The sequence below is a fragment of the Sphingobium sp. B11D3B genome (genome assembly GCF_025961735.1).
Classification (GTDB): domain Bacteria; phylum Pseudomonadota; class Alphaproteobacteria; order Sphingomonadales; family Sphingomonadaceae; genus Sphingobium.
Map to the genome: position 1 here is coordinate 3,320,480 of NZ_JAOQOF010000001.1, position 21,483 is coordinate 3,341,962.

Sequence of the window (21,483 nt, forward strand, 5' to 3'; positions counted from 1 at the left end):
GCCCAAGGCGCCCATGTCCCGCCGCCATCGGCTAGCCGGATCGGGTTTGCTCCGTCTCAAACCGGGAGGCGACAAAGATCAGAAAGCCGCCAACGGCCGCCGAGCACGCCACGATTCCCATCGAATAGCGCAACGCGTGGACGCCAAGATCGGCGAAGATCGTATCGTTCATCAGGCCGATGCTGGTGGGCCCGATGAGATCGGCCAGAAAATTGCTGGCGAGGAGCGCGAAGGCCAACCCTGTCGCGCGCAGACCGGCGCCCGATACGTCCATGCAGATGGCAACCGTCGAGGCTTGCGACCCCATGATCAGCATTCCGGTGAGCAGATAGGCGGGCATCCACACCCAATATTCGTCTGCCATCAGATAGGTCATTTCGGCGGGCGCCCCCAGCATCAGCATGATCCCCGGCACCCAGAAGCGCCAGCGATGGTCCCGCCGGGCAAGTCGGTCGGTGACCCATGCGCCGACCAGTGCGCCGATCAGCAAGGCCGGGCCGCGCGAAATTCCCGAAAGCACGCCAATTTCCGTGGGAGACAGTTCCCGAACGCGAACGAGGAAGGCCGGCGCCCAAACGCTGTTGGCCTGCAAGGTAACGCCAGCCAGCGCGAACCCGGTGATCACGAGCAGGAAAGCCGGTGAGCGGCGCCACTGAGCCCAGGCCGCTTTCAGGCTGACCGGTGCAATGGCCTTGCCCTGGGCGTCCTTCTCGCGCTCCGGCTCGCGCACGGTGAAGATGGCCAACGGCACGAGGATGATCGCCGGCAAAGCCAGAACGTAGAAAGACGCACGCCAGCCGTAGCGATCCGTGACGTAGCCGAGGCTGCTCATCATCACGAGAACGATGACCGCGCCGAAAATCCGCAGGCTCGCAAGGGCCATCCGGCGGTTTTGCGGCGGCACCAGATCGTTGACCATCGCGCTGGAAGGGGCGTTACCCGATGCCTCGCCGATCCCCAGCAGCATGCGCGTGAACAGCAGGCCGACAAAGCTGGTGACCATCCCCATCAAGCCGATGATCAGGCTGTAAAAGCCGAAACCGATGGCGATGATGTCGCGACGGCTGTAGCGATCGGCCAGGCGCGCCAGGGGCACGCCGGCGACGGCATTCAGCAGGAAGAAGCCGATGCCCGCGGCCAGGCTCATCTGGGTATCGGTCGCACCGAGCTCGAGTTTGATCGGCTCCAGATTGAGCGCCAGCAAGCCGCGATCGACCATGTTGAAGCCGCTGAATATCCCCAGGATCGTCAGTGCCCAGAGCTGCTGACTGGAGAATTTGGTGGCGGCTGGCTTGAGAGCGCCACCGGCAAGGCCCGGCCGAGCATCCATAATCAATCCTTCCGAGCAGCGCCGCGCCGAGACCGGACCTCGGCGGGTTCAAGTATGCCGTTGCGGTTGGTATCCTGGGTATCGAAGGCGGCAGCCTTTCGACCGCCGGATGCCCATTCCGCCCGCGAAAGCTGGCCGTTCCCGTCGCTATCCAGCGTCGCGAGTGCGCCCAGCCGGGCCGATGGCGGTAATGGCTTGAGCGTGAAGAGCCCGAAGGCGCCGACGCATGACGATGTCACTGCGCAACCTATGCCGATCAACTGTGGCCAGTTCATTGCATCCCTCCGGCTCGACAGCGCGCCCTCATCAGCGCACGCTGCCCCTCACATAAAACCTATATATCCAGATTAACGGCCTAGTAAAGCGGAGATTGGGAGGAAATGGCCACGAAATGACCGTTTCAAGCCTATTTGGACTTGATGTTGAGGCGAACGACGTCCCCTCGATAGGTGTTCCGCGCAAACAGAACGAGAATGCCGTCCGCATCGACCACATAGCGCTCGATCTGCGCGACAGGGGCGTTGAGCGGGATCTGGAGGGAAACCGACGCGTCGAGATCCGCCACGCCGATGGTCATGATCTGCTCCACATCGGCAATGGCGAGGCCATCGATGTCGGCGACCAACTTCAACGCCGTTTTGCTTGTAAACGCCGCGCGCGGAATCTTGTTTGCCCAGCGCTCGGAAATGAAGACCTCGGCGATCATATAGGGCTGGTCATCGCGCCAGTGCCGGCGGCTCAGCTTGCGATAGGCCCCATCGGCAACGCCAAACTCGATTGTTCCCGTGATGCCGACCTTGCGTTCTTCACCGATCAATTCGATCTGTGCGCCTTCGCGCGCCTGGAGCAGGCCGAGGAAGTTCGTCTCCAACTGGCACCAGATCTGATCGCGCGGTGCGCCGGTGACGAACGTGCCTTTGGCGCGGTATCGGCGGATCAGACCTTCATCTGCCAGCATGCCGAGGGCCTGCCGGACCGTCTCCCGCGCCACATCATAGGACAGGGCCAGCTCAACGACGGTCGGTATCTGGCTGCCGACTTCCCACACGCCCGTCTCGATATGGCGGCGGAAGACGGCCGCGAGTTGATGATAGCGCGCGATGCCCCGGCTGCCGAGATCGGCGGCTCCTGCGGGCCGGCCACCGGGGCCTTTCGGATTGGACCGGGTTGAATGCGTGCTCACAGCCTGTCTCCGTTACAAAGAGTCCGCCATTAGCTGCCGGGCTGCCTTCCGTAAAAGGCTTTGATCGCTCCCCATGATATACCAATTGGCACCCATGTCCGAGAAGTAACGGCGCTCCGCCTCGCTGGAGACGACGACGCCCTTGATCTTTTCGCTGTCTGCCACGGCCTGAAAAATCGAGGTCACGATCGCTTCGACAGCAGGGGAGGAGGCGTCGCTTTCGCCCAAGGCGACGGCGAGGTCCGCCCGACCGATTACGATCCCGTCGACGCCCTCAAGCTCCAGAATCGCTTTCGCCTCATGTGCCGCGTCCGGATGTTCGATTTGCACCAGAACAAGGACATCGTCCGCGGCATCGATGACGTCGCGCATCGAGCCCGAGCCGTAATTTGCGTGGCGCGGCGCGCTCGAATAGCCTCTTTTGCCGCCCTTGTAGCGGGCGCTCGCGACCACGGCGCGTGCCATCTCCACCGATGCGACATGGGGAACCATGATCCCGGCGGCCCCAAGATCCAGAGCGCTGCAGATCGAGCTGCTCTGGGCGTCGGCAACCCGGACCAATAAGGGCAACTGCGCCGCCCGTCCTGCCAGCATCATGAGATCGAGCATGCCCCGGTCAAAAGGGCCATGCTCCGCATCGATCACCGCGAAATCCGGCTTCTCCAGTGCCAGGATTTCGACAATCTGGGGCGCCGGAGTCTTGATGAACAGCCCGCGAGGCGCTTCCCGGCTCATGCCGCAGGCTCCGCCTGGGCCTGATATTCGTGCGCGTTGAACACCCAGCCCTTCGCAATGAAGTCGGCGCGAGGGGGTGCGAACACGTCGACCAGCACATGCTTGCCATCCCCCACGCCCTCCGTGGTGTGGATGATCTCGGGCGGAATGACGACCACGCTGGCAGGGCCGGCATGCAGATGCTGATCCTCCTGCCAGAGCCGCGCATCGCGGCCCCAAGGGGTCCGCAGATGGTGGGTGAACTGGCCTTCGATGGCCAGGCTTGCCTGCTCCAGATCGGCATGGGCATGGGGGCTTAGCGCGCTATTGTCCCGCAGCCCGTCATATTCGACCCAGTTGATGCTCATGGTTTCGCTTTGAAGGAAACGCAGCCTGCCATTGTCGGGCGGAATGGTCACATCCTCGATCCGGTGAATGCGGACATCCCCCCCATGCGCGATGCGCTCATAAGCCTTGCCCACGGGACGCACCCGCGCGTCATGCGAAGCATAGGCGTCGGCATTGCGGGGCATCGCCATGTCGGCCTGCTCACGATGGGTCGCGAGAAGATAGAAGGCCGCGGGCCGGTCCAACGCGAAGGCATAGGCGCCGGCCGGGATGATGACCACGCTATGGCCGGGCAGCGCGATGGCCCGATCTCCGCTCAGCGTTCCCCCGGCATGCGGAAGAAGCAGGATGATCTCCCGCTCCGAAGCGAAGCGATGCGATGCGGCGGGCCCGCTTTGGACCCGCTCGATGGAGAAATTCTGCGCTCTGGCAGCGGTGCGGCCAAGCTCATCGGCAGGAGCGGGCATCAGGTCCACGAGCATGGGCGTTCGCACTGGCTTGTTCATGTGTTCGGCCCTCAATAGGTTGCTTCATTGGCGCGCTTGAATTTGCGCGTCAGTTCGAAGCTCTCCTGCGTCACCGCATATTCGGCGCCGCCCAGTCGCGACACCGGACGGGCGGCGAGCGTGTCGAAATGCCCGTCTTCGTGCAGATAGCCGGGCGCAATATGCATCCCCACCACCTCGCCGAACGTGACATTCGTCTCCGGGCCCAGATCGCCGCCGCCGAACGAGATCACCTTGATGACCCGGCATTCCAAGCTGCAGGGCGAGGCGGCAACGCGGGGCGCGGCGACGACCCGGCAGGGCGCTTTTTCGATCCCGAAATGCTCGAATTCGTCGACGCCGTAAGGCACCGGCGAGGAGGTATCGTTCATCGCTTCGAGCTGACTGGCAGCAACGAGATTGAAGACGAACTCGCCGGTTTTCCTAACGTTCGCCAACGTGTCCTTGGCCGGCCGATCTTCCGGCGTGTTGCAGGAGAACATGAGGATGGGCGGCAGGTTCGAGACGATATTGAAATAGGAGAAGGGCGCCAGATTGGACTTGCCGTGCTCGTCGACCGTGCTCAGCCAGCCGATGGGCCTGGGGGCCACGATGGCATTGAAGATACCGCGTTTGAACGACGCGCTGTCCTTCGGATCGAAAAAGAGGGGCTGGATGTTGGCCATGTTATTACGATCTTTCGGCTGCTACGCGACGCTGCTTGAGCGTCTGCATGATTGCGGGCAGGCGACTGCGCGCCTGATCTTCAAGAGACTGGTAAATGGAGCGGCCCCGGGCATCGATGCCGACGGTGAGAGGGCCGAGATTTTCGACCCTCATCTTGCTCAGCCTGAAATGCGATGGAAAATCGCGCCATTCGACGGCGAGAACCGCTTTGATCGCTTCGGACAGGATCGGGCTCCCGCCGCCAAGCAGCGACAGGTAGACGCAGCCTGTCTCCGCCATGACCTTGGCGACATCGGCGCCCAGGCCGCCCTTGCCGCCAACAATGCGCAGGTCCAGATCCCGGATAAGCTGCGGCATAAAGGCATCGAAGCGGCGGCTGGTCGTGGGATTGACGTACTGCACATCATAACCGCCGTCGGGCCGCGCCTCGATCATGTGCGGGAGATGGATGAAAACACCTTCTATCGCGAGCGGCAGTGGCAAGCCGCGATCAAGACAGTCGATCATCCGCTTGTGGGCCGGCAGGCCGCCGGTGACGACGATGTCGCCGCTCAAAAAGACCAGATCGCCAACATTGAGCGCGGCCACCGCTTCCCGGGAAGGCGGGCATGTGATCGAGACGACCGCCATCAGAGCAGTCGTTCCACGCGGCCATCGCTATGGAGCCGCGCCTTCGCCCGCCGGTTGATCCAGCAATTGAAGCAGACCGCGACCGGCGTGTAGCCATGACCGAAAGCGTAATCGATGTGGACGGCAAGAGCGGTGGTGCTGCCGCCAACCCCCATCGGGCCGAAACCCGTTGCATTGGCCGCCTCAGTCAGCCGCTCTTCCATGGCCGCGAGCGTTGGATTGGGGTTGAGAGAGCCGATCTCACGATAGGTCGCGCGATTGGCGAGCTTGGCCGTCAGGTCGAAATTTCCGCCAATTCCCACGCCAACAACGACGGGGGGGCAATGCTGAGACCCCGCTTCGATGATGGCATCCAGCACGCAGGCTTCGATGTCCTCCAGCGAAGGCGAGATCATCGTGCGCAAGGATGCCCAGCGTCCGGACCCGAGCGCCTTGGGCACACAGGTGATGTCGATATAATCGGCATTGCCGAGCAGATCGACGGTAATGGCGGGCATGTCCTTGCCGGGCCCGCCGCGCTCGTTCGTGAGGGGATTATTGACGTGTTTGAGAAGGGGCGGTGAAATGGTCTCGACAAGATGGTCGAAGCCGCGGGAAATGGCGGCCTTGAGGTCGCCCTGCCACTGTGCCGCCCCGCCGATTTCGACGAAATAGGTCGGCACACCACTGTCCGAGCAGACGAATGTGTCTCTCGCCTCTGCCAAGCGCGCGCTCCGCACCATGAGATCGAGCGTTGCCCTGGCGCTGTCCTGCGCTTCATTTTCCCGTGCTGCTTCCAGCGCCTGGATCGTATCCGGCGGAACCCTCCGCAATGCGGCGGAGTAGAGGGATTCCGATATCTCCTGCACCAGATCCTCGGTAATCATGACAAGAGAATACCCATATAACTAGGTTTTAGTTCTAGGAGTCGCGATCGGCACGGTCAAGGCATTTTCATGCCGAGAAGGGCGGCAGGATTGTCTGAAAGGCAGCGACGGAAAGCCTCTTCTCCCACCCAGGACCGGAGCTGATTGAGCAGGGCGGAGGGGTCGGGCACCTGAGCGGTCCGTACAAAGGGCCAGTCCGACCCCCAGATCACCCGGTGGGGTGCCGCGTCTACAAGTGCGGATACGACCGGCTGCATGTCGCTATAGGCGCCCGGCAGTGCCGACCGCCGAAAATAGGTCAGCTTGACCCAGGCCAAGCCGGTGGCGATGGCCTCCAGCAGCCGGTCGAAGCGATAGGTGCCCGGACGGTCATCCGGGGACAGACCGGCGAGGTGATCGAACACCAGCGGCATATCGCTCCCAGCGTCGCCAAGCGCCAGATCAGCGCATTGCTCCAGACTTCCCCACACATGGGCATGAAGCCCGAGAGTGCGCATATTGCTGCGCAGATCCTCAAGCTGATCAAAGCCTTGCGTCCCCGGATAAGGGCCGCCGTCCGGCCCCGGCACGCCGACAAAGCGAAGGGCGACGAGGCCTGCGTCTCTTAATGCCGCAAGTCTATCTCGGTCGATCGTCGCGCTGACGGAACCGACTCCCAGCAGCCGGCCCTGGCCGTGGCGCAAAGCATCCAACAGGGCGCTATGATCGTCGCCATAGAGGGAGGGCTGGATGAGAAGCGCGTGATCGAACCCCAGCCGGTCGAGCGTCGCAAGATGCAGGTCGCGGTCGGCGGACGGAGGCTCGTAAGCGCCGCCTGGTGCGAGCGGAAAGTGCGGACGCGGCCCGAAAACATGGGTGTGGCAATCCCAGGCGCCGGCCGGCAGGATGTGCGGAGGACGACCGTCGCCGGACATTCCGGAGTTGCTGGTCACGCTTCTGCCTCCTGACGTACTTTTTACCGTCGGACGACGGCCGGGTTAGCGCTATTGACCTAATTCTTTAGGTCATGCAAGTCAGCCAGAAGGAGCGAACGTGAACGACCTGCCCGAAATTGCTGTCATCGCCGAGCTGCCCGCAGACCTGCGAACCGCGCTCGAACGCGATTTTCGGTTGATCCCCGTCCCGCTCGAAGGCGCGAATTCGCAGCCCGTCACGGCAATTCCATCGACTGTGCGCGCTGTGGCCACGCGGGCGGTCCTTGGCATTCCCTCGGGCCTTCTGGAAGCGCTGCCGGATTTAGGATTGGTGCTCTCCCTCGGCGCTGGTCTGGACAATATCGACGTCGAGGCGCTGGCCGCGCGCCAGATCGTCCTCGCGCACACGCCAGACCAGTTCACGGAGGATGTCGCCGATTTTGCACTCGGGCTCATCTACGCCGCCGAGCGCAACATCGTCGCGGCGGACCGGTTCATGCGTAGCGGACGTTGGGCGGAGAACCGCTTCATGAATGGCCGTCGCGTGAGCGCCCGGCGGGTCGGCATTGTCGGGCTGGGTCGGATCGGACGGAGGCTCGCCGAGAAATGTGCCAGCCTGGGCATGTCTGTCGATTACCATGCGCGCGCCCCGGTCGCGGATTGCGCCTACACTTATCATTCCGACGTAACCGCGCTCGCTGCCGCTTGCGACATTCTGGTGCTGGCCTGCGCGGTGACGGATCAGACGCGGCGCATGGTCACCCGCGAGGTCCTGGACGCGCTTGGCCCCCAAGGCATCGTCGTCAACATCGCGCGCGGTGCTGTGATCGATGAGGAGGCATTGATCGACGCCCTGCAAGATCGCACCATCGCCGGCGCGGCGCTCGATGTGTTCGACAAGGAGCCGGACTTCGATCCGCGCCTGGCTCGGCTCGAGAATGTGATCCTGACGCCGCACGCCGCAAGCTTCACATTCGAAGCGCGGCAGGCGGTCATCGATCACCTGATGGACGCGGCAAGAACCTACTTTTCGAGCGTTGAAGCTTCCCATGCCCCAACATAGCGGAGAATTGCGATGCCCAGCCTGTCTGAGATGGAAATCACCCGGCGGTGGCCGGCCGAGCATCCCGATCGGATTCAGTTCTACTCCGTCCCCACGCCCAATGGCGTGAAGGTCTCTATCATGCTTGAAGAGACGGGGCTGCCTTACGAAGCGCATCTCGTCGCCTTTTCGACGGACGAGCAAAAGAGCCCGGAGTTTCTCTCGATCAGCCCGAACGGGAAGATTCCGGCCATCGTCGATCCCTCCGGCCCGGGAGGAGCCCCGATCGCTCTGTTCGAGTCCGGTGCCATTCTGCTCTACCTTGCGGAGAAGACCGGGCAGTTCATGCCTACCGATGCATCCGGTCGCTGGGAAGCGCTGCAGTGGCTGATGTTCCAGGTCGGGGGCGTTGGTCCGATGGTCGGCCAGCTGGGTTTTTTCCACAAATTCGCGGGCAAGGACTGGCAGGACAAGCGACCCAGAGACCGGTACGCGGCGGAAACGGCTCGGCTACTCAGCGTCATGAACACGCGGCTCAAAGATCGGGAGTGGTTTCTTGGCAAGGACTATTCGATCGTCGACATCTCGCTGCTCGGATGGATCCGCAATATTGTCGGCCTGTTCGACGCGGCAGAGTTGGTTGACTTCGGATCAACGCCCCACGTCGCGCGATGGCTCGAACAAGGACTGGCGCGGCCGGCAGTTCAGCGCGGGCTGACCATGCCGCCGCGCCCGTCCTAAGTCTGGCTTTCCGGCGACGGCGGTGGTCAGCGCTCGTCCAGCCCGTGCCGGTGAAGGAAGGCCGAGAGGAGGTCGGCCACGGCCACATTATTGAGGTCCGCAAAGGGGAGGTGGGTGTTCCCCGAGAGGCCGGCGGCCGGCAAGGACAGGATTTCCGCCTTGCCGCCATGGGCGTTGACGATCGCTACAAAGGTCGTCGCCGCGCGATAGGCCGCACTCCAGTTCGTCGACTGCGCAATGTGGTCGCCGAACACGATCTGGATCGGAATGCGCGTGAGCCGTTTGAATTGCTCGGCGGACACCTTGACCGGGCCGAACGGTCCCTTTCCGGCCGGCGGGCCTTCCCCTTCAGGAAACACGAACCCGGGCGGCTCGTAAGCGACGATGCCTTTGACATTGTCACTCTCGAGCGCGGTCATAAAGGCTCTGAACCCGCCGCCGGAATTGGTGACAAGCACCGTCGGGCCAATTCGGTCGACCGCCTTTGCCGCTGCCGCGCTCTGCAATTGGGCGTTCGGCACAGTGTCGAACTCATCGTACCGCGCGCGCATTGCCTGATCCCAGGCTTGCGGGTCGTCCTTGGGGAACTGGATGCCCGGGAACCAGTTGGGGTAGGCTTCCCCCAGGCGCCAGGCCTTGAAATTCCCCTCATCTCGGCCGGGCACTGCCTTGTAGGTATAGTTCTCGCAGCCCCAGTTCGCGCGGCCAACGCGCGGGCCATCCCAGAGGTAGACCGGGAAACCGCGGCGCAGAAAGATGCTCTGGAAGCCTTCGCCGCCATCCCACCGGTTTTGCCACACGGCCACGCTGGAACTGTGCCACAGCAGCAGCGCTGTCTTCCGCGCCCGCCGGGGGATCTGATATTCCACGAAACCGTGATCGCACGACAGATGTCCCGATGCGGCGTCACCCAGCAGCGCACCTCCGACCGAAAACGAACCTTGCCGCTCAAGGACGATGGGCGCAGCGAATGCCGGAGTTGCCTTGAACGGACTCGCGGCGACGCACAAGCTGCCGATGCTCGCCAACGTTAGCAATCGGCGCAGTGATCTTCTCATGGATTCGGTCTTCCCCAGAAAGGCAGATGAAGAATGTCAGGAGGCTCGCAGGGCGCGGAGGCAGTTTCCCACCGCCGGTCTTGCATCATCCATTGATCCGCAGATGCTACCGGAGAAATTTCCGCTTCTCAAGGCCGGAGGATGGCTTGCGCCGCAGCCAAAGCCATGCAATTTGTGAATCCGGAATATTTTCCGGCTTATTGCGGCGCGGGCAGGTTTCAGGAGCGTCCCAGCGGCGTCTTGAACAGGCATCCGCCCAGACAAGAGCGATGCATCGCGGGGTTCGGAGAGGAAATTTGGACGACATTTCAGTCACGCGGATCAACGGTCTTATCGGCGCCGAAATTGGCAATGTAGATATTTCCAAGGATCTTGATGACCGGACGATCGAGCAGATCACAAAAGCTCTCGCCGAGAATGGCGTCATCTTTTTCCGCGATCAGGATCTCAGCGCCGACCGGCAACGCGCATTTGCAGGCCGCTTTACCTTGCCGGGCGCAAAGCGCGCGCCGGTGGCGGATGCGCAGATCACCATGATCGAGAAGGAAGAGCAGCAACTCAAGAATGTGGGCGGCGGCTGGCATGCCGACCAGACATTCAACGAGGTTCCGTCCTGGGGCTCTATCCTCGCGGCGAAGGTGCTGCCGTCAGCCGGCGGCGACACGGTGTTTGCGAGCCTCGCTGCCGCTTATGATGATCTCTCAGAGGGCATGAAGACCCAGCTCGAAACGATGCTCGCAGAGCATAATAACGAGCGGGTCATCACGTCGATGTCCCTGCTGCCCCAATATGCAGGCGCCAAGGCGAAGATCGTGAAGGCGACCCATCCCGTGGTTATCCGGCATCCGATCACCGGCCGTAAATCCCTGTTCGTCAACCGCGGCTACACGACCCACTTTGAGGGATGGACACAGGAAGAGAGCGCGCCCTTGCTCCAATATCTGTTCCAGAAGTGCGAACGACCGGAATATCAGGTCCGTCTCAAGTGGCGCCCGGGAACGGTAGCGTTCTGGGACAATCTCCAAGTCCTGCACTATGCCGTCAATGATTATCACGGCGAGCGGCGGGTCATGCAGCGGGTCTCCGTTTCGGGCATTCGCCTCGATCGGGCGGGGTGCACAGCAGCGGCCTGCGTGTCCCAGCCATGATGTTCAATCACATCTTTGTCGGAACGAACGACCTGGAGAGAGCGCGGCAGTTTTACGATGCCGTGATGGGGGCACTGGGGCATGCCAATGCCGCCGCCCCGGACGCGCCCCTGCTTTCTTATCGCTGCGGCGAGCAGGGCTTCGCCGTCAGGGCGCCCCGCAATGGCGATCCGGCAACCTTCGCGAACGGCGGCACGATCGGCTTTCGGGCGCCAAGCCCGGAACATGTCGATGCGTTTCATCGTGCCGGGTTGGCCAATGGAGGGGTAGACGATGGCGCGCCTGGCACGCGGCCGGGCAGTTACGGCCAGCCATATATCGCCTATCTGCGTGATCCTGACGGCAACAAAGTCTGCGCGACCTGGAAAGCTTCCTGGAAGGATTAGTTGCGCCGGTGCAGCTGCCCTCAGAGCAGCGAAGACGCCGCCTGTTCGATCTCGATCGCAGCCTCCTGCAATGGGCCAAGCAGATCGGCCACCAGCCGATCCAGGGACGCACTGCTGACCGAGGCGGCTGCGACAATCGAAGCCGCCTGAACCCCGCCCAGCGACAGGGGGACGGCAATGGAGCGTTGGCCGAGGAAGATCTCCTGATCGTTCAAGGCATAGCCTTTGCTCCGCGCCTCTTTCACATCGGCCTTCAGCGCTGCGGCACTCGAAAGGGTGTTAGGCGTGAAGGATTGGAAGTCCCAGCCTATCAGGCGCTCGTCCAAGACGTCCGGCGCCAATCCGGCGAGCAGGACCTTGCCGGGCGCCGTCGCATAGGCCGGTAGTCGCGCGCCGACATGCACGTAAAAGGGCTCGATCGGCTTATGCGTGCCCCGCGCGATGTAGACCACATCCCGCTCGTCCAGCACCGTGATGCAGCACGTCGCATTCAGCCTGCGCGCAAGCTGGGTTAGAAGCGGTTTCGCGATGGCGGCGAATGGCTGCGACGAGAGATAGGAAAAGCCGAGTTTGAGAACCCGGGGGGTAAGGCAGAAACGCCCCTCGTCGGCAACGGCATAGCCCAGCTTCTCCAGGGTCCGCAGAATACGGCGGGTGGTTCCCGGCGTGAGCTTGAGCTCCCGTGCAATCTGACTCAAGGTCCAGTCAGGATTGTCCGATCCGAACAACTCCAGGACGGCTAGCCCTTTTTCCAGCGAGGGAATGAAGTCGTCATCCACCGCGCGCACGCCCTCCTGCTCCCCAGTCTGCGTTTTCGATTTGGCCATGTTCAATATTCCGACTTTTTCGCGGGGAATGATGCTGCTCTGCTTTCCACGGCTGGCGGTCAGAATCAAGCTGACGCCCTTAGCCGATCCTGCATGGCGGACAGAGCCGGAAGCAGACAGGGCCGCCGGCGCCAGCCGACAGCCCTGTGTTGCTTTGGGGCAAGCCGAATGCTCGGCTCAGCGCATTATTAGAAGCTCTTCTCCACAGTCAGGTAGAACTGGCGTGGCGCCGCCGGCTGCGCGTTGGTGTAGGCCGCGCCCAACGCCTGGGAGTCGAACACGTTATAATAATAAACCTTGTCGAACAGGTTCGTGGCTCCAACGGCGATCGAGAAGTCATATTCGTCGTTGTCGTAGGTCAGGCGGGCATTGAAGACCGAACGCGCCGGCATAAGGTTATCAAAGGTGGTCGACGTGCCGGACACCACCTGGCTCGATTCATAGATCCAGTCCACCCGGGGCGTGATCGATCCGGCCAGTGACGGAAGCTCCGCCGTGTACTGCACGCCCGCATTCGCCGTCCAGAACGGCGAATTCTGCCGCCGGTTGACTGCGCGCTCCCGAATGTCCGGCGCCGTCAGCTTGGTGTACCCCACCGAGCCATTGATGAGCAGGCCATCGACAGGATTGATGGTATACTCGGCTTCAAAGCCGCGGATTTTTGCAGCCTGATTGCGATAGTAGGTCCGTCCGAGGCAGGTAATCCCGGTGCCTGCCGCCACGACCGCACCGCAGGTGGTCGACCCCGCAGGGCCTCCCGCGAGTGGGACGAGCGTGCGATTTCCGGGCACGGGCTGACCATTTGCGTCCAGCAGGGCCTCGGATCCTGAAATCGAAGTCGGGCGGTTCTTGAAGTCGGTATAGAAGGCCGCGAGATTCAGGCGCACCCGACGATCGAAGAGATCGAGCTTGGCGCCGATTTCGTAGGCGATGTCGTCATTGCCATCATATTGCGCGATCTGCGAGGGCTGTTGCGGGCGCGGATCGAAGCCGGGAAGCGAGTTGCCGGTCGCAGCGGACACATAGATGAGCGCGTTCGATGCCAGCTGATAATTGACGCCGGCCTTCCAGTCGAACCGCGTCTGCTGCGGAACGACGTAAAAGACCGTGTCGCTGGCGCTGGGCGAGGTGTCGAGGACGTTATAAAAGTCGACGACCTTCTTGTCGTCTGAATAGCGCAGGCCGCCCACGAAGCTGAGCGCTTCACCAAATGGCCGGATCGTGGCGTTGGCGAAGACCGCCTTGCTGGTTGGGTTGAACTCAGAATCGATGAGCCGCTGGAACGAGCTCTGGGGCGAGATGAAGGCGGCGTGCTGCGAGCCATCGGCCGTGAAGTAGAAGCCGCCCACGACCCAGTCGATGAACGATGACTTGCCGGACAGGCGCGCTTCGGCCGTCCAATATTCCTCCGAGAAGGTATTGGACCGCAACACCACATTGAGCGGCGAGCCATCATCGTCATAGGAATGGGTCTCGACCATCTCACGATGGGCGACCACCGCGAGGAAATTAATGTCGGGATTGATGTCCCAGCTCATCTTGGCTGAGACGCCCCAGTTCTTGAGGTCGATGAACGGCGAAAAGCTGGCGCCGCCGCGTACGGCCACACCATTGATCCGCAAGCCATTATAGAATGTGTTGCCCGGGATGACCGTGCCTGCGGCGATGGGATCGCTGAAGCTGGCATAGGTGCTGTAGGGATCGCCCGTCAGGAAGCGGGTGTCATAGGCCAGACCCAAGGTGTTGGCGGCGGACACGACCGTCCCGGACACCCGGTTGTTGATGATCCCGACGATGCTATCGGCGTTATTCTCGCTCGTATCGCGGATATAGTCGCCCGTCACCGTGAACCGCAGATCCTCGGACGGCTTCCAGAGCAAGGACCCCCGGTAGGCCTGCACATCTTCGCCGCCCTGATGGCCGACGACGCAATCCTTGGGCGTGAACCCGGCGGTCGGCATGTTGAGGGTCGAGGCATAAGGCAAGGAGCCCGATAGCGCAGGCGTGCCGCGCGCGCGCATCTCGCAGGTGAAATCGAGGATCTTCTGATAGCCCGTCCGCTTCTTCGAGAGCGCGGAAACGGAGAGGGCGAGCTGCTCGTTCAACGGCAGATTTAGCGAGCCGCGGAAGTCCATGCGGTCATAGGAGCCGGCTGTGATCTGAATACGCCCATAAACATCGCTGGTGGAGGGCTGCTTGCTGATGATGTTGACGGCGCCGGCGAGCGAATTCCGCCCAAACAGGGTGCCCTGCGGACCCCGGAGCACCTCGATATGCTCGATATCCAGAAGATCGAAGTTCGACCCGAGCAGCGTCGGGAAATAGACGTCGTCGAGATAGAAAGCGACGACAGGCTCGCTGGCGAGGCTCGTGTCCCGATTGCCGATCCCCCGGATTGTCGCGTCGATACCGGGCCCGAATGCACCTTGTGACTTCCGGAATTGCGTGTTGGGAACCACAGCGGTCAGTTCGCCGACACTGGTGATGCCCTTCTGCTCGATCGCCTCGGCCGTGACCGCGGTGATGGCGATCGGCGTATCCTGCAAATTCGTCGACTGGCGCGTGGCGGTAACCACGATGTCCTCAAGGCCGCCTGCCCGGCTGTCCTGTGGCGTCGCTTGCGGGGCCGCCGATGCCGATCCAACCTGTGCGCTTGCCGGCCCTGCTAACAAAGCGAGAACCAGCGCTGCCGAGCTTATGGTTGCCAATTCCAGGTTTTTCATCTCAGTCTCCCTCGGGCGAATTCTAGCGAGATGGAGACCCTCTCGTCGCCCCTCGCGATGCTCGCCATATTTCCGGATATTTTTCCGGTTAGCGATCTAGCGCGCATTTTCGGCAGCTGCAATCCTAATAATCGGCGAACTCCAGAGGAATTTGGCGGAGGTGCGATGTATCTATTTTGTAAAAATGAGACAGGAGTGTGATGAGTCTGGCGATAAAATAAGTGATCAACTATAGATATGTCTTGTATACATGTATGATCTCGCTAAGAGAGTTCATGTATATGTTTATCGATCTACGACAATTTTCAGATGTTTTCCGAAGAATGGAAGGACTTCTTTTTGCAGTCTTTCCGGAACTTTACTGCTGTGATCGCCCGGATAAATGTCCAGTTGATTGCTTATAGCATAGTTATCTAGGTTTTTATGGAGCTCGGTTGCTGCGGTGACGATCGTGTCCTGATCGCCGACGTCGATGCCAATGGCGCGATAGGTCCTGAGAGCAGCGACATACTGGTCGATGAAACTGAGCGGGGCATTGGCTGCGCGCTTGGCCATGATCGCCTCGCGCGACTCGCCCTGTTCCGTAATCGGCAGATCGACAAAGAGCGGCGGCTTCGCCGGATTGGGCGAGAAGGCGGCTGCGGTCGCAAGTGGCCCTGCATATTTGAACGGAAGCCCCCGGGCAGCCTGAGGGGATGCAAGATCGTTGATCTCCCTCACTTCTTTTGCGGTCAATCCCTGCGTTCCGAGAGCGCTCAGGCAACAGGGCGACATCATGTAGAGAACGCCAAACCGCCCTGGGCGCTTCATGCCAATGCGCGCGACGCCGTAGCCGCCCATGGAATGCCCCATCAAGCCACGCGCGGCCGCCTCTGGAATCGAGCGGAACTCCCGGTCGATATAGGCAGGCAGTTCATCCGCTATGAATGTCTCGAAGTTGCCGGTGACAGTAGAACTGCCATAGAAAGATCCGCCATACTCATTGCTTCCATCGGGGAACACGACAATGACCTCCGGCACCCCCGCAGCAAAAGCTGCAGCGATCCGCCTGGCCGCATCGAGTTTCTGCATCCAGCTTGCCGCATCGATGGAGAAGCCGTGCAGGGCGTAAACCACGGGGTATCGCCGCTTGATGTCGCGGCCATAACTCGGGGGAAGAACGACAAAGACCTCGCGCTCGGCGGAGGTCCCCAGAAGATTGCCGGCAATGGCTTGTGAGTGCACCAACCGTCGCTCCACCCGAACCTGGGTGTTGGGGGCTTCGGCCTGGCTTGCGATCGATGGAGCGGCGGGAGCGGAACCGGCAGCCACCGAGGCAGTGACAAGACCAAGGCCAACCAGCAACCGCATCTTCATATCTGCATCCTCTCTTGCCGTCAGGCCAGAAGTCTTCTCGCGGCTCACATTTCACACATAGGCCAATTCGACCTGCGCGCACTCACCACTATAAACATATGTTTACATGTTTTATCGGTCAAGCAGCGCTTGTTTGGTGTTACTGGGCCAGTCGCCATGTCGGCGACGCTGCTGGTCAGAAGTCGAGAGAGCCCGATCCCTCTTCGTTCGAAGCGGTTGATCCGCTCCAGGCCGAAAGCGGCCGGGTACGTCCTGAGAAGTCCGCCTGCGCTATGGATGGCTGTGAAATGAGGGGCGCACAGGGAAATCCGCCCCGGTGCAACGGAGCGCGGATTTGATGACTTAAAGTCAAATCCTCGTCGATTTCGGCTCGCGCAGTCGGCTCACCGCGCTGGAAGTATTTGATTAACATCGCATCCGTAGCCCGGTCGCTAAGGAGCCTGCCATGCATCGCATTTTATATATCAGCACTGTCCGTCGAACGCTTTCGGATGCGGAGCTCGAGGAAATTTTGGTTGCGTCCCGACGGAATAACCGGCTCGCTGATATAACGGGCTTGCTCGTGGTAGGGAATCGGCGCTTCCTCCAGGTTCTCGAAGGCCCGGAAGATGCCGTCAACTCGACGTTCGCGCGCATTTCAAAGGATCAGCGTCACTATGCCGTGGTCCAACTGAATAACAAGACGATCGCGGCACGGTCGTTCGCGCGTTGGGAGATGGGATTTCAGCGGGGTGGCGACGTCAACGAGGGCTCGACCCTTGAAGAGCAGGTGGCAAGCTTGCTTGAACCTGTCACCGACGCAAATTTGAAAGCCTATTTCAACGGTTTTGCTAAATCCCATAGTCAGCCGGCCGGAGAAACCACCAACATGCGTCATTAGCGGACCCAACCTCAGGAGCCACGCGCATGTTTCTTCGTAAGAACGCCGAATAGTCATCTCGGGCGACGATTGAGCCCCTTCGTCCAACATCAGAGGGAGCAGAGCAGGACCTCGATGAAAACAGGGGATAGCACGCCTCGCAACCATGACTTGGCCGCCGCGACATTTCTTCGTCGCGCTCAACTCAGGCCGTCCAGCGCTGCTCCACTAAACCTCATTCGCGTCCGCCTAAACCGCCTTCGGTAAGCGCGAGAGATGCTTGTCCAAGGTCATCGGATAATCGCGCAGCCGCACGCCGGTGGCATTGTAGATGGCGTTGGCGACTGCGGCTCCCACGCCACAAATCCCAAGTTCCCCAACGCCTTTCGCCTTCATCGGCGTGGACCAGGGATCGGTGGTATCGAGGAAGATGACATCCTGATGCGGAATATCGGCATGGACCGGAACTTCGTAACCCGCGAGGTCATGATTGACGAAGAAGCCGAACCGCTTGTCGACGACGAGTTCTTCCATCAGGGCCGCGCCTGCGCCCATGGTCATGGCGCCGATCACCTGGCTTCGCGCTGACTTGGGGTTGAGGATGCGCCCGGCGTCACACACGGCGAGCATCCGCCGGATGCGGGTTTCGCCCGTAAAGGCGTCGACCCCGACCTCAACGAAATGACCAGCGAAGGTGGATTGCTGCGCCCGGTCGGCGAAGTCGTCGGCATAGTCGATGCCATCCTCGGCGACGAGCTCCCCATCGCGCGCGGCGTCGCGCAAGGGCACGGCGCGATCGCCCGAGCGGACTTCGCCATCGGCGAACGTCACATCCGCATTGTTCAGCCCCAGGCGCGCCGCCACTTGGTCGCGCATCTTGATGCACGCGGCATAGACGCCAGCCGTCGAGTTGGCAGCGCCCCATTGGCCGCCGGAGCCCGCCGCGGCGGGGAAATCAGAGTCGCCCAATTTCACGATGACGTCGCCCAGGTCCACGCCCATCATCTCGGCGGCGGTTTGGGCGATGATCGTGTAGGTGCCGGTGCCGATATCGGTCATGTCGGTCTCGACGGTGACTTTGCCGTCGCCCGAGAGCCGGACCCGTGCCGCGGATTTGGTCAGCTGGTTGTTCCGAAAGCCCCCTGCCACGCCCATGCCGATGAGCCAGCGGCCCTCACGCACGGAGCCGGGGGTCGCCTTGCGCTTGTGCCATCCGAAGCGCTCCGCGCCGGTCCTGAGGCATTCGACGAAATGACGCGCTGAAAAGGGACGCTCGGGCTTCATCGGGTCGACCTGCGTATCGTTCAGGATGCGAAATTCCACCGGGTCCATTCCCAGCGTCTCGGCCATTTCATCCATGGCGATCTCCAGCGCCATCAGCCCCGGCGCTTCGCCAGGCGCGCGCATCGCATTGCCTTCCGGGAGATCGAGCTGCGCCAGTTTCATGGCGACTTCCCGGCTTTCCCCCGCGTAGAAAAGCTTGGTTTGCTGGACGGCGGTCTCCGGCTCGCCGTCCGGCAGGTTTCCCGAAATGCTCTCATGCGAGATCGCGAGAATGCGCCCATCCTTGTTCGCGCCGATCCGGATATGCTGCAGCGTCGCGGGCCGATGGGTCGTGTTATTGATGATGAGCGGACGCGTGAGCGCGACTTTCACCGGCCGCCCGACCGTCTTGGCCCCCAGCGCCGCAAGGACGACATCGGAGCGCAGAAACAATTTTCCGCCAAAGCCGCCCCCGACATAGGGGGAATCGAGCCGCACCTGCTCGGGCTTGAGCGATAGGGCCTTGGCAAGATCGCGCTTGCCCCAGGCAATCATCTGGTTCGACGTCCAGACCGTGAGCTTCTCGCCCTCCCACGCGGCGATGGTGGCGTGCGGCTCCATCATCGCATGGCTTTCGTCCGGCGTGCTGTAGCGCTGGTCGAGCTTGACCTCAGCCTTGGCGTAGCTGGCCGCAAAATCGCCGGCTTTGTTGGTCTCGTCCTCGTCCGGAACGGGCTCGGCCCGGGACGCCTCACGCTCGAGATCGAATTTGCCGGCCTGCCGGACATAATCGACCCGGATCAGCGACGCGGCCGCGCGGGCCTGCTCAAAGGTCTCGGCGACCACGAGCGCAATCGCCTGATGATAATGCTGGATTTCGGCTCCGCCGAACAGATTGGCGGTGTTCTGGCCGCCGAGCGGCAGCGGCTTATGGTCCAAAGTGGTGATGATCGAGAGCACGCCAGGCGCGGCCTTGGCGTCGACCAGATCGAACGACCGGATGGTTCCCTTGGCGATGGCCGCGCCGACGACGAAACCATAGGCCTGGTTCGCGGCGACATCATGCCGCTCATAGGCATAGGGTGCGCGCCCCGTTGTCTTGAGCGGCCCGTCGATGCGATCGGTGGACTTGCCGACGACCTTGAGCTGGTCGATCGGGTTCGGGGTAGCGGGGGCATCGAACTTCACGGCATCAACCCTTCGCGTCGTGCAAGATGCCGGTGAGCGTCCGCTCGACCAGCTCGATCTTGAATGCATTGTCTCTGGTCGGCGCGGCGCCGGCGAGGAGGTGCCGGGCCACTGCCTCCGCCCCTTGCGGGAGCGCGGCATCCGCGGCGTCTGTGCGCCAGGGCTTGGGCGCGATCCCGCCCACCGCAACGCGGCCAGAGCCATCCGGCTGGAGGATCGCTGCCACCGACACGAGCGCAAAGGCATAGGAGGCCCGGTCACGCACCTTGTGGTAGACATGCTGGCCGCCAATAGGCTTGGGCAGCAGTACGGCCGTGATCAGTTCGCCAGGCGCCAGCGCGGTTTCCACATGCGGCGTCTCACCGGGCAATTTGTGAAAGTCGGCAATGTCGATCGACCGGACATTGCCTTGTGCATCGACCGTCTCCACGCGCGCATCCAGCAGCCGCATCGCGACCGCCATGTCGCTCGGGTTTGTCGCAATACAGGCAGCGCTGCCACCAATCACCGCCAACTGGCGGGAGGCCCCCTCGATGGCCGCGCAACCGGTTCCGGGCTGACGTTTGTTGCAAGGCTGGTTGGTATCGTAGAAATAGGGACAGCGGGTTCGCTGCAACAGATTGCCGCCGGTAGTGGCCTTGTTGCGCAGTTGCCCGGATGCGCCGGCGAGAATGGCCCGGCTCAGGACAGCATAATCGCTGCGCACGCGCCGATCCGCCGCCAGCGCCGTATTGGTGACGAGCGCGCCGATTCGCAGGCCGCCATCGGGCTCTTGCGTGATCTGATCGAGCTTCAGATCCTGGACATCGACCAGATGGGTCGGCGTTTCGATCTGCAGCTTCATGAGGTCCAGCAGGTTCGTGCCGCCGGCAATGAAGCGGGCGCCCTGCTGGCTCAAGACGGCCGTCGCGGCCTGAGCGGGCGAGGTCGCGCGCTCATAAGTGAACGGCCTCATGCCTTGGCCTCCGCGACTTCGGTAATCGCCTCGGCAATGTTGGAATAGGCGCCGCAGCGGCAGATATTGCCGCTCATCCGCTCGCGCAGTTCCGCGTTGCTGAGTTGCGGTTGGGCCGACAGATCATCGGTGACATGGCTCGGCACGCCCGCGGCAATCTCATCCAGCATGGCCACCGCAGAGCAGATCTGGCCCGGCGTGCAATAGCCGCATTGATAGCCATCATGCTTGACGAAGGCGCGCTGCATGGAGTGCAGCTGATCCGGCGTGCCCAGCCCTTCGATGGTGGTGACCTTGTCGCCATCATGCATCACCGCGAGCGTCAGGCAGCTGTTGATCCGGACACCGTCGACCAGCACCGTGCAGGCGCCGCACTGGCCATGGTCGCAGCCTTTCTTCGTGCCGGTGAGTTTGAGCGCTTCGCGCAGCGCATCGAGCAAGGTGGTACGCGTATCGGTTTTGAACCTGTGCGGCTGACCATTTACGCTCAGGGTAACCTCGACCATCGCGTGGGCGGGCTGCGGCAAGGGCTGCCGAGCATCGGCGTTGTTGAGGCTCATGGTCGCCGCCGTGGCCGAGCCGCCAACCAGCACGCCGCGTCGAGAGACGTGCCACTCCTCCGATCGATCCATGGCATCGTCGTCCTTCGCACCTGCTGATTGGATAATCCCATGCTGGCCGAACGCAGCAGCTGCGAATTGGCTTCCAAATTATCGTGAGTGGCGGACAGGCGCGGCACTGCCCGGCCTGTTCAGCACCGCTCGGGACAGGTTGGCTTTA

The 21,483-nt window shown here is 62.0% G+C and carries 21 protein-coding genes; 5 read left to right on the plus strand and 16 right to left on the minus strand.

Features of this window, described 5'->3' with window-relative positions; all coding sequences use genetic code 11:
* Nucleotides 1-31: 31 nt before the first annotated feature.
* From M2333_RS15430 to M2333_RS15470, 9 genes are all read right to left on the minus strand, one after another.
* Complete coding sequence (locus M2333_RS15430; RefSeq protein ID WP_264612331.1) at nt 32-1,330, minus strand: MFS transporter; 1,299 nt, start codon at nt 1,328-1,330, stop codon at nt 32-34.
* A 2-nt stretch (nt 1,331-1,332) separates the two neighbouring features.
* Nucleotides 1,333-1,569, minus strand: a complete 237-nt coding sequence (locus tag M2333_RS15435) for a hypothetical protein (protein WP_264612332.1) — start codon at nt 1,567-1,569, stop codon at nt 1,333-1,335.
* A gap of 167 nt (nt 1,570-1,736) precedes the next feature.
* Nucleotides 1,737-2,513 (minus strand): GntR family transcriptional regulator, encoded by a 777-nt coding sequence (locus tag M2333_RS15440; RefSeq protein ID WP_264612333.1) that lies wholly within the window; start codon nt 2,511-2,513, stop codon nt 1,737-1,739.
* A gap of 12 nt (nt 2,514-2,525) precedes the next feature.
* On the minus strand, nt 2,526-3,248 hold the full coding sequence (locus M2333_RS15445) for an HpcH/HpaI aldolase family protein (protein ID WP_264573783.1): 723 nt from the start codon (nt 3,246-3,248) through the stop codon (nt 2,526-2,528).
* The gene (locus M2333_RS15450; protein WP_264612334.1) at nt 3,245-4,081 is read right to left on the minus strand and encodes a hypothetical protein; all 837 of its coding nucleotides are present in this window, start codon (nt 4,079-4,081) and stop codon (nt 3,245-3,247) included. The genes M2333_RS15445 and M2333_RS15450 overlap by 4 nt, the downstream gene beginning before the upstream one ends.
* A gap of 11 nt (nt 4,082-4,092) precedes the next feature.
* On the minus strand, nt 4,093-4,746 hold the full coding sequence (locus tag M2333_RS15455) for a flavin reductase family protein (RefSeq protein ID WP_264585857.1): 654 nt from the start codon (nt 4,744-4,746) through the stop codon (nt 4,093-4,095).
* Between the two features lie 4 nt (nt 4,747-4,750).
* Nucleotides 4,751-5,377: a fumarate hydratase C-terminal domain-containing protein gene (locus M2333_RS15460; RefSeq protein ID WP_264612335.1), complete on the minus strand. Its 627-nt coding sequence runs from the start codon at nt 5,375-5,377 to the stop codon at nt 4,751-4,753.
* On the minus strand, nt 5,377-6,243 hold the full coding sequence (locus tag M2333_RS15465; protein ID WP_264612336.1) for a fumarate hydratase: 867 nt from the start codon (nt 6,241-6,243) through the stop codon (nt 5,377-5,379). The genes M2333_RS15460 and M2333_RS15465 overlap by 1 nt, the downstream gene beginning before the upstream one ends.
* Nucleotides 6,244-6,299: 56 nt before the next feature.
* Nucleotides 6,300-7,175 carry an amidohydrolase family protein gene (locus tag M2333_RS15470; RefSeq protein ID WP_264612337.1) on the minus strand — a complete coding sequence of 292 codons (876 nt, stop codon included), beginning with the start codon at nt 7,173-7,175 and terminating at the stop codon, nt 6,300-6,302.
* A gap of 100 nt (nt 7,176-7,275) precedes the next feature.
* Here M2333_RS15470 and M2333_RS15475 point away from each other — a divergent pair, with 100 nt between their 5' ends.
* Together M2333_RS15475 and M2333_RS15480 are read left to right on the plus strand one after the other, a co-directional pair.
* Nucleotides 7,276-8,220, plus strand: coding sequence for a 2-hydroxyacid dehydrogenase (locus M2333_RS15475; RefSeq protein WP_264612338.1), 945 nt, complete (start codon nt 7,276-7,278; stop codon nt 8,218-8,220).
* A gap of 12 nt (nt 8,221-8,232) precedes the next feature.
* Nucleotides 8,233-8,940, plus strand: coding sequence for a glutathione S-transferase N-terminal domain-containing protein (locus M2333_RS15480; protein WP_264612339.1), 708 nt, complete (start codon nt 8,233-8,235; stop codon nt 8,938-8,940).
* A 26-nt stretch (nt 8,941-8,966) separates the two neighbouring features.
* Here M2333_RS15480 and M2333_RS15485 read toward each other — a convergent pair whose 3' ends face one another.
* The gene (locus tag M2333_RS15485; protein WP_264612340.1) at nt 8,967-9,968 is read right to left on the minus strand and encodes an alpha/beta hydrolase; all 1,002 of its coding nucleotides are present in this window, start codon (nt 9,966-9,968) and stop codon (nt 8,967-8,969) included.
* Between the two features lie 326 nt (nt 9,969-10,294).
* Here M2333_RS15485 and M2333_RS15490 point away from each other — a divergent pair, with 326 nt between their 5' ends.
* Nucleotides 10,295-11,146, plus strand: a complete 852-nt coding sequence (locus M2333_RS15490; protein WP_264612341.1) for a TauD/TfdA dioxygenase family protein — start codon at nt 10,295-10,297, stop codon at nt 11,144-11,146.
* A complete protein-coding gene (locus M2333_RS15495; protein WP_264580007.1) occupies nt 11,146-11,532 on the plus strand; it encodes a VOC family protein in 387 nt (128 codons plus the stop codon). The genes M2333_RS15490 and M2333_RS15495 overlap by 1 nt, the downstream gene beginning before the upstream one ends.
* Before the next feature lie 20 nt (nt 11,533-11,552).
* Here the strand turns inward: M2333_RS15495 and M2333_RS15500 are convergent, their stop codons facing one another.
* The 3 genes from M2333_RS15500 to M2333_RS15510 form a co-directional block, all read right to left on the minus strand.
* Complete coding sequence (locus tag M2333_RS15500; protein WP_264593774.1) at nt 11,553-12,359, minus strand: IclR family transcriptional regulator C-terminal domain-containing protein; 807 nt, start codon at nt 12,357-12,359, stop codon at nt 11,553-11,555.
* 188 nt (nt 12,360-12,547) lie between these two features.
* The gene (locus M2333_RS15505) at nt 12,548-15,082 is read right to left on the minus strand and encodes a TonB-dependent receptor (protein WP_264573772.1); all 2,535 of its coding nucleotides are present in this window, start codon (nt 15,080-15,082) and stop codon (nt 12,548-12,550) included.
* A gap of 285 nt (nt 15,083-15,367) precedes the next feature.
* Complete coding sequence (locus tag M2333_RS15510; protein ID WP_264612342.1) at nt 15,368-16,438, minus strand: alpha/beta hydrolase; 1,071 nt, start codon at nt 16,436-16,438, stop codon at nt 15,368-15,370.
* Nucleotides 16,439-16,883: 445 nt separating this feature from the next.
* Here M2333_RS15510 and M2333_RS15515 point away from each other — a divergent pair, with 445 nt between their 5' ends.
* Nucleotides 16,884-17,318 carry a BLUF domain-containing protein gene (locus M2333_RS15515; protein WP_264571876.1) on the plus strand — a complete coding sequence of 145 codons (435 nt, stop codon included), beginning with the start codon at nt 16,884-16,886 and terminating at the stop codon, nt 17,316-17,318.
* A 228-nt stretch (nt 17,319-17,546) separates the two neighbouring features.
* Here M2333_RS15515 and paoC read toward each other — a convergent pair whose 3' ends face one another.
* From paoC to paoA, 3 genes are read right to left on the minus strand one after another with little or no spacing between them, the layout of a single operon-like run.
* Nucleotides 17,547-19,748, minus strand: coding sequence for an aldehyde oxidoreductase molybdenum-binding subunit PaoC (gene paoC, locus M2333_RS15520; protein ID WP_264612343.1), 2,202 nt, complete (start codon nt 19,746-19,748; stop codon nt 17,547-17,549).
* 4 nt (nt 19,749-19,752) lie between these two features.
* Complete coding sequence (locus M2333_RS15525) at nt 19,753-20,703, minus strand: FAD binding domain-containing protein (RefSeq protein WP_264612344.1); 951 nt, start codon at nt 20,701-20,703, stop codon at nt 19,753-19,755.
* The gene (gene paoA / locus M2333_RS15530) at nt 20,700-21,335 is read right to left on the minus strand and encodes an aldehyde dehydrogenase iron-sulfur subunit PaoA (protein WP_264612345.1); all 636 of its coding nucleotides are present in this window, start codon (nt 21,333-21,335) and stop codon (nt 20,700-20,702) included. The genes M2333_RS15525 and paoA overlap by 4 nt, the downstream gene beginning before the upstream one ends.
* Between the last annotated feature and the right edge of the window lie 148 nt (nt 21,336-21,483).

Bases quoted from the DNA above. Each gene is read 5' to 3' on its own strand.
- M2333_RS15455 (WP_264585857.1), bottom strand. From the start codon at position 4,746: ATGGCCAACATCCAGCCCCTCTTTTTCGATCCGAAGGACAGCGCGTCG.
- M2333_RS15480 (WP_264612339.1), top strand. From the start codon at position 8,233: ATGCCCAGCCTGTCTGAGATGGAAATCACCCGGCGGTGGCCGGCCGAG.
- M2333_RS15515 (WP_264571876.1), top strand. From the start codon at position 16,884: ATGCATCGCATTTTATATATCAGCACTGTCCGTCGAACGCTTTCGGAT.
- M2333_RS15495 (WP_264580007.1), top strand. From the start codon at position 11,146: ATGTTCAATCACATCTTTGTCGGAACGAACGACCTGGAGAGAGCGCGG.
- paoA (WP_264612345.1), bottom strand. From the start codon at position 21,335: ATGGATCGATCGGAGGAGTGGCACGTCTCTCGACGCGGCGTGCTGGTT.
- M2333_RS15525 (WP_264612344.1), bottom strand. From the start codon at position 20,703: ATGAGGCCGTTCACTTATGAGCGCGCGACCTCGCCCGCTCAGGCCGCG.
- M2333_RS15500 (WP_264593774.1), bottom strand. From the start codon at position 12,359: ATGGCCAAATCGAAAACGCAGACTGGGGAGCAGGAGGGCGTGCGCGCG.
- M2333_RS15510 (WP_264612342.1), bottom strand. From the start codon at position 16,438: ATGAAGATGCGGTTGCTGGTTGGCCTTGGTCTTGTCACTGCCTCGGTG.
- M2333_RS15430 (WP_264612331.1), bottom strand. From the start codon at position 1,330: ATGGATGCTCGGCCGGGCCTTGCCGGTGGCGCTCTCAAGCCAGCCGCC.
- M2333_RS15505 (WP_264573772.1), bottom strand. From the start codon at position 15,082: ATGAAAAACCTGGAATTGGCAACCATAAGCTCGGCAGCGCTGGTTCTC.
- M2333_RS15450 (WP_264612334.1), bottom strand. From the start codon at position 4,081: ATGAACAAGCCAGTGCGAACGCCCATGCTCGTGGACCTGATGCCCGCT.
- M2333_RS15465 (WP_264612336.1), bottom strand. From the start codon at position 6,243: ATGATTACCGAGGATCTGGTGCAGGAGATATCGGAATCCCTCTACTCC.
- M2333_RS15445 (WP_264573783.1), bottom strand. From the start codon at position 3,248: ATGAGCCGGGAAGCGCCTCGCGGGCTGTTCATCAAGACTCCGGCGCCC.
- M2333_RS15460 (WP_264612335.1), bottom strand. From the start codon at position 5,377: ATGGCGGTCGTCTCGATCACATGCCCGCCTTCCCGGGAAGCGGTGGCC.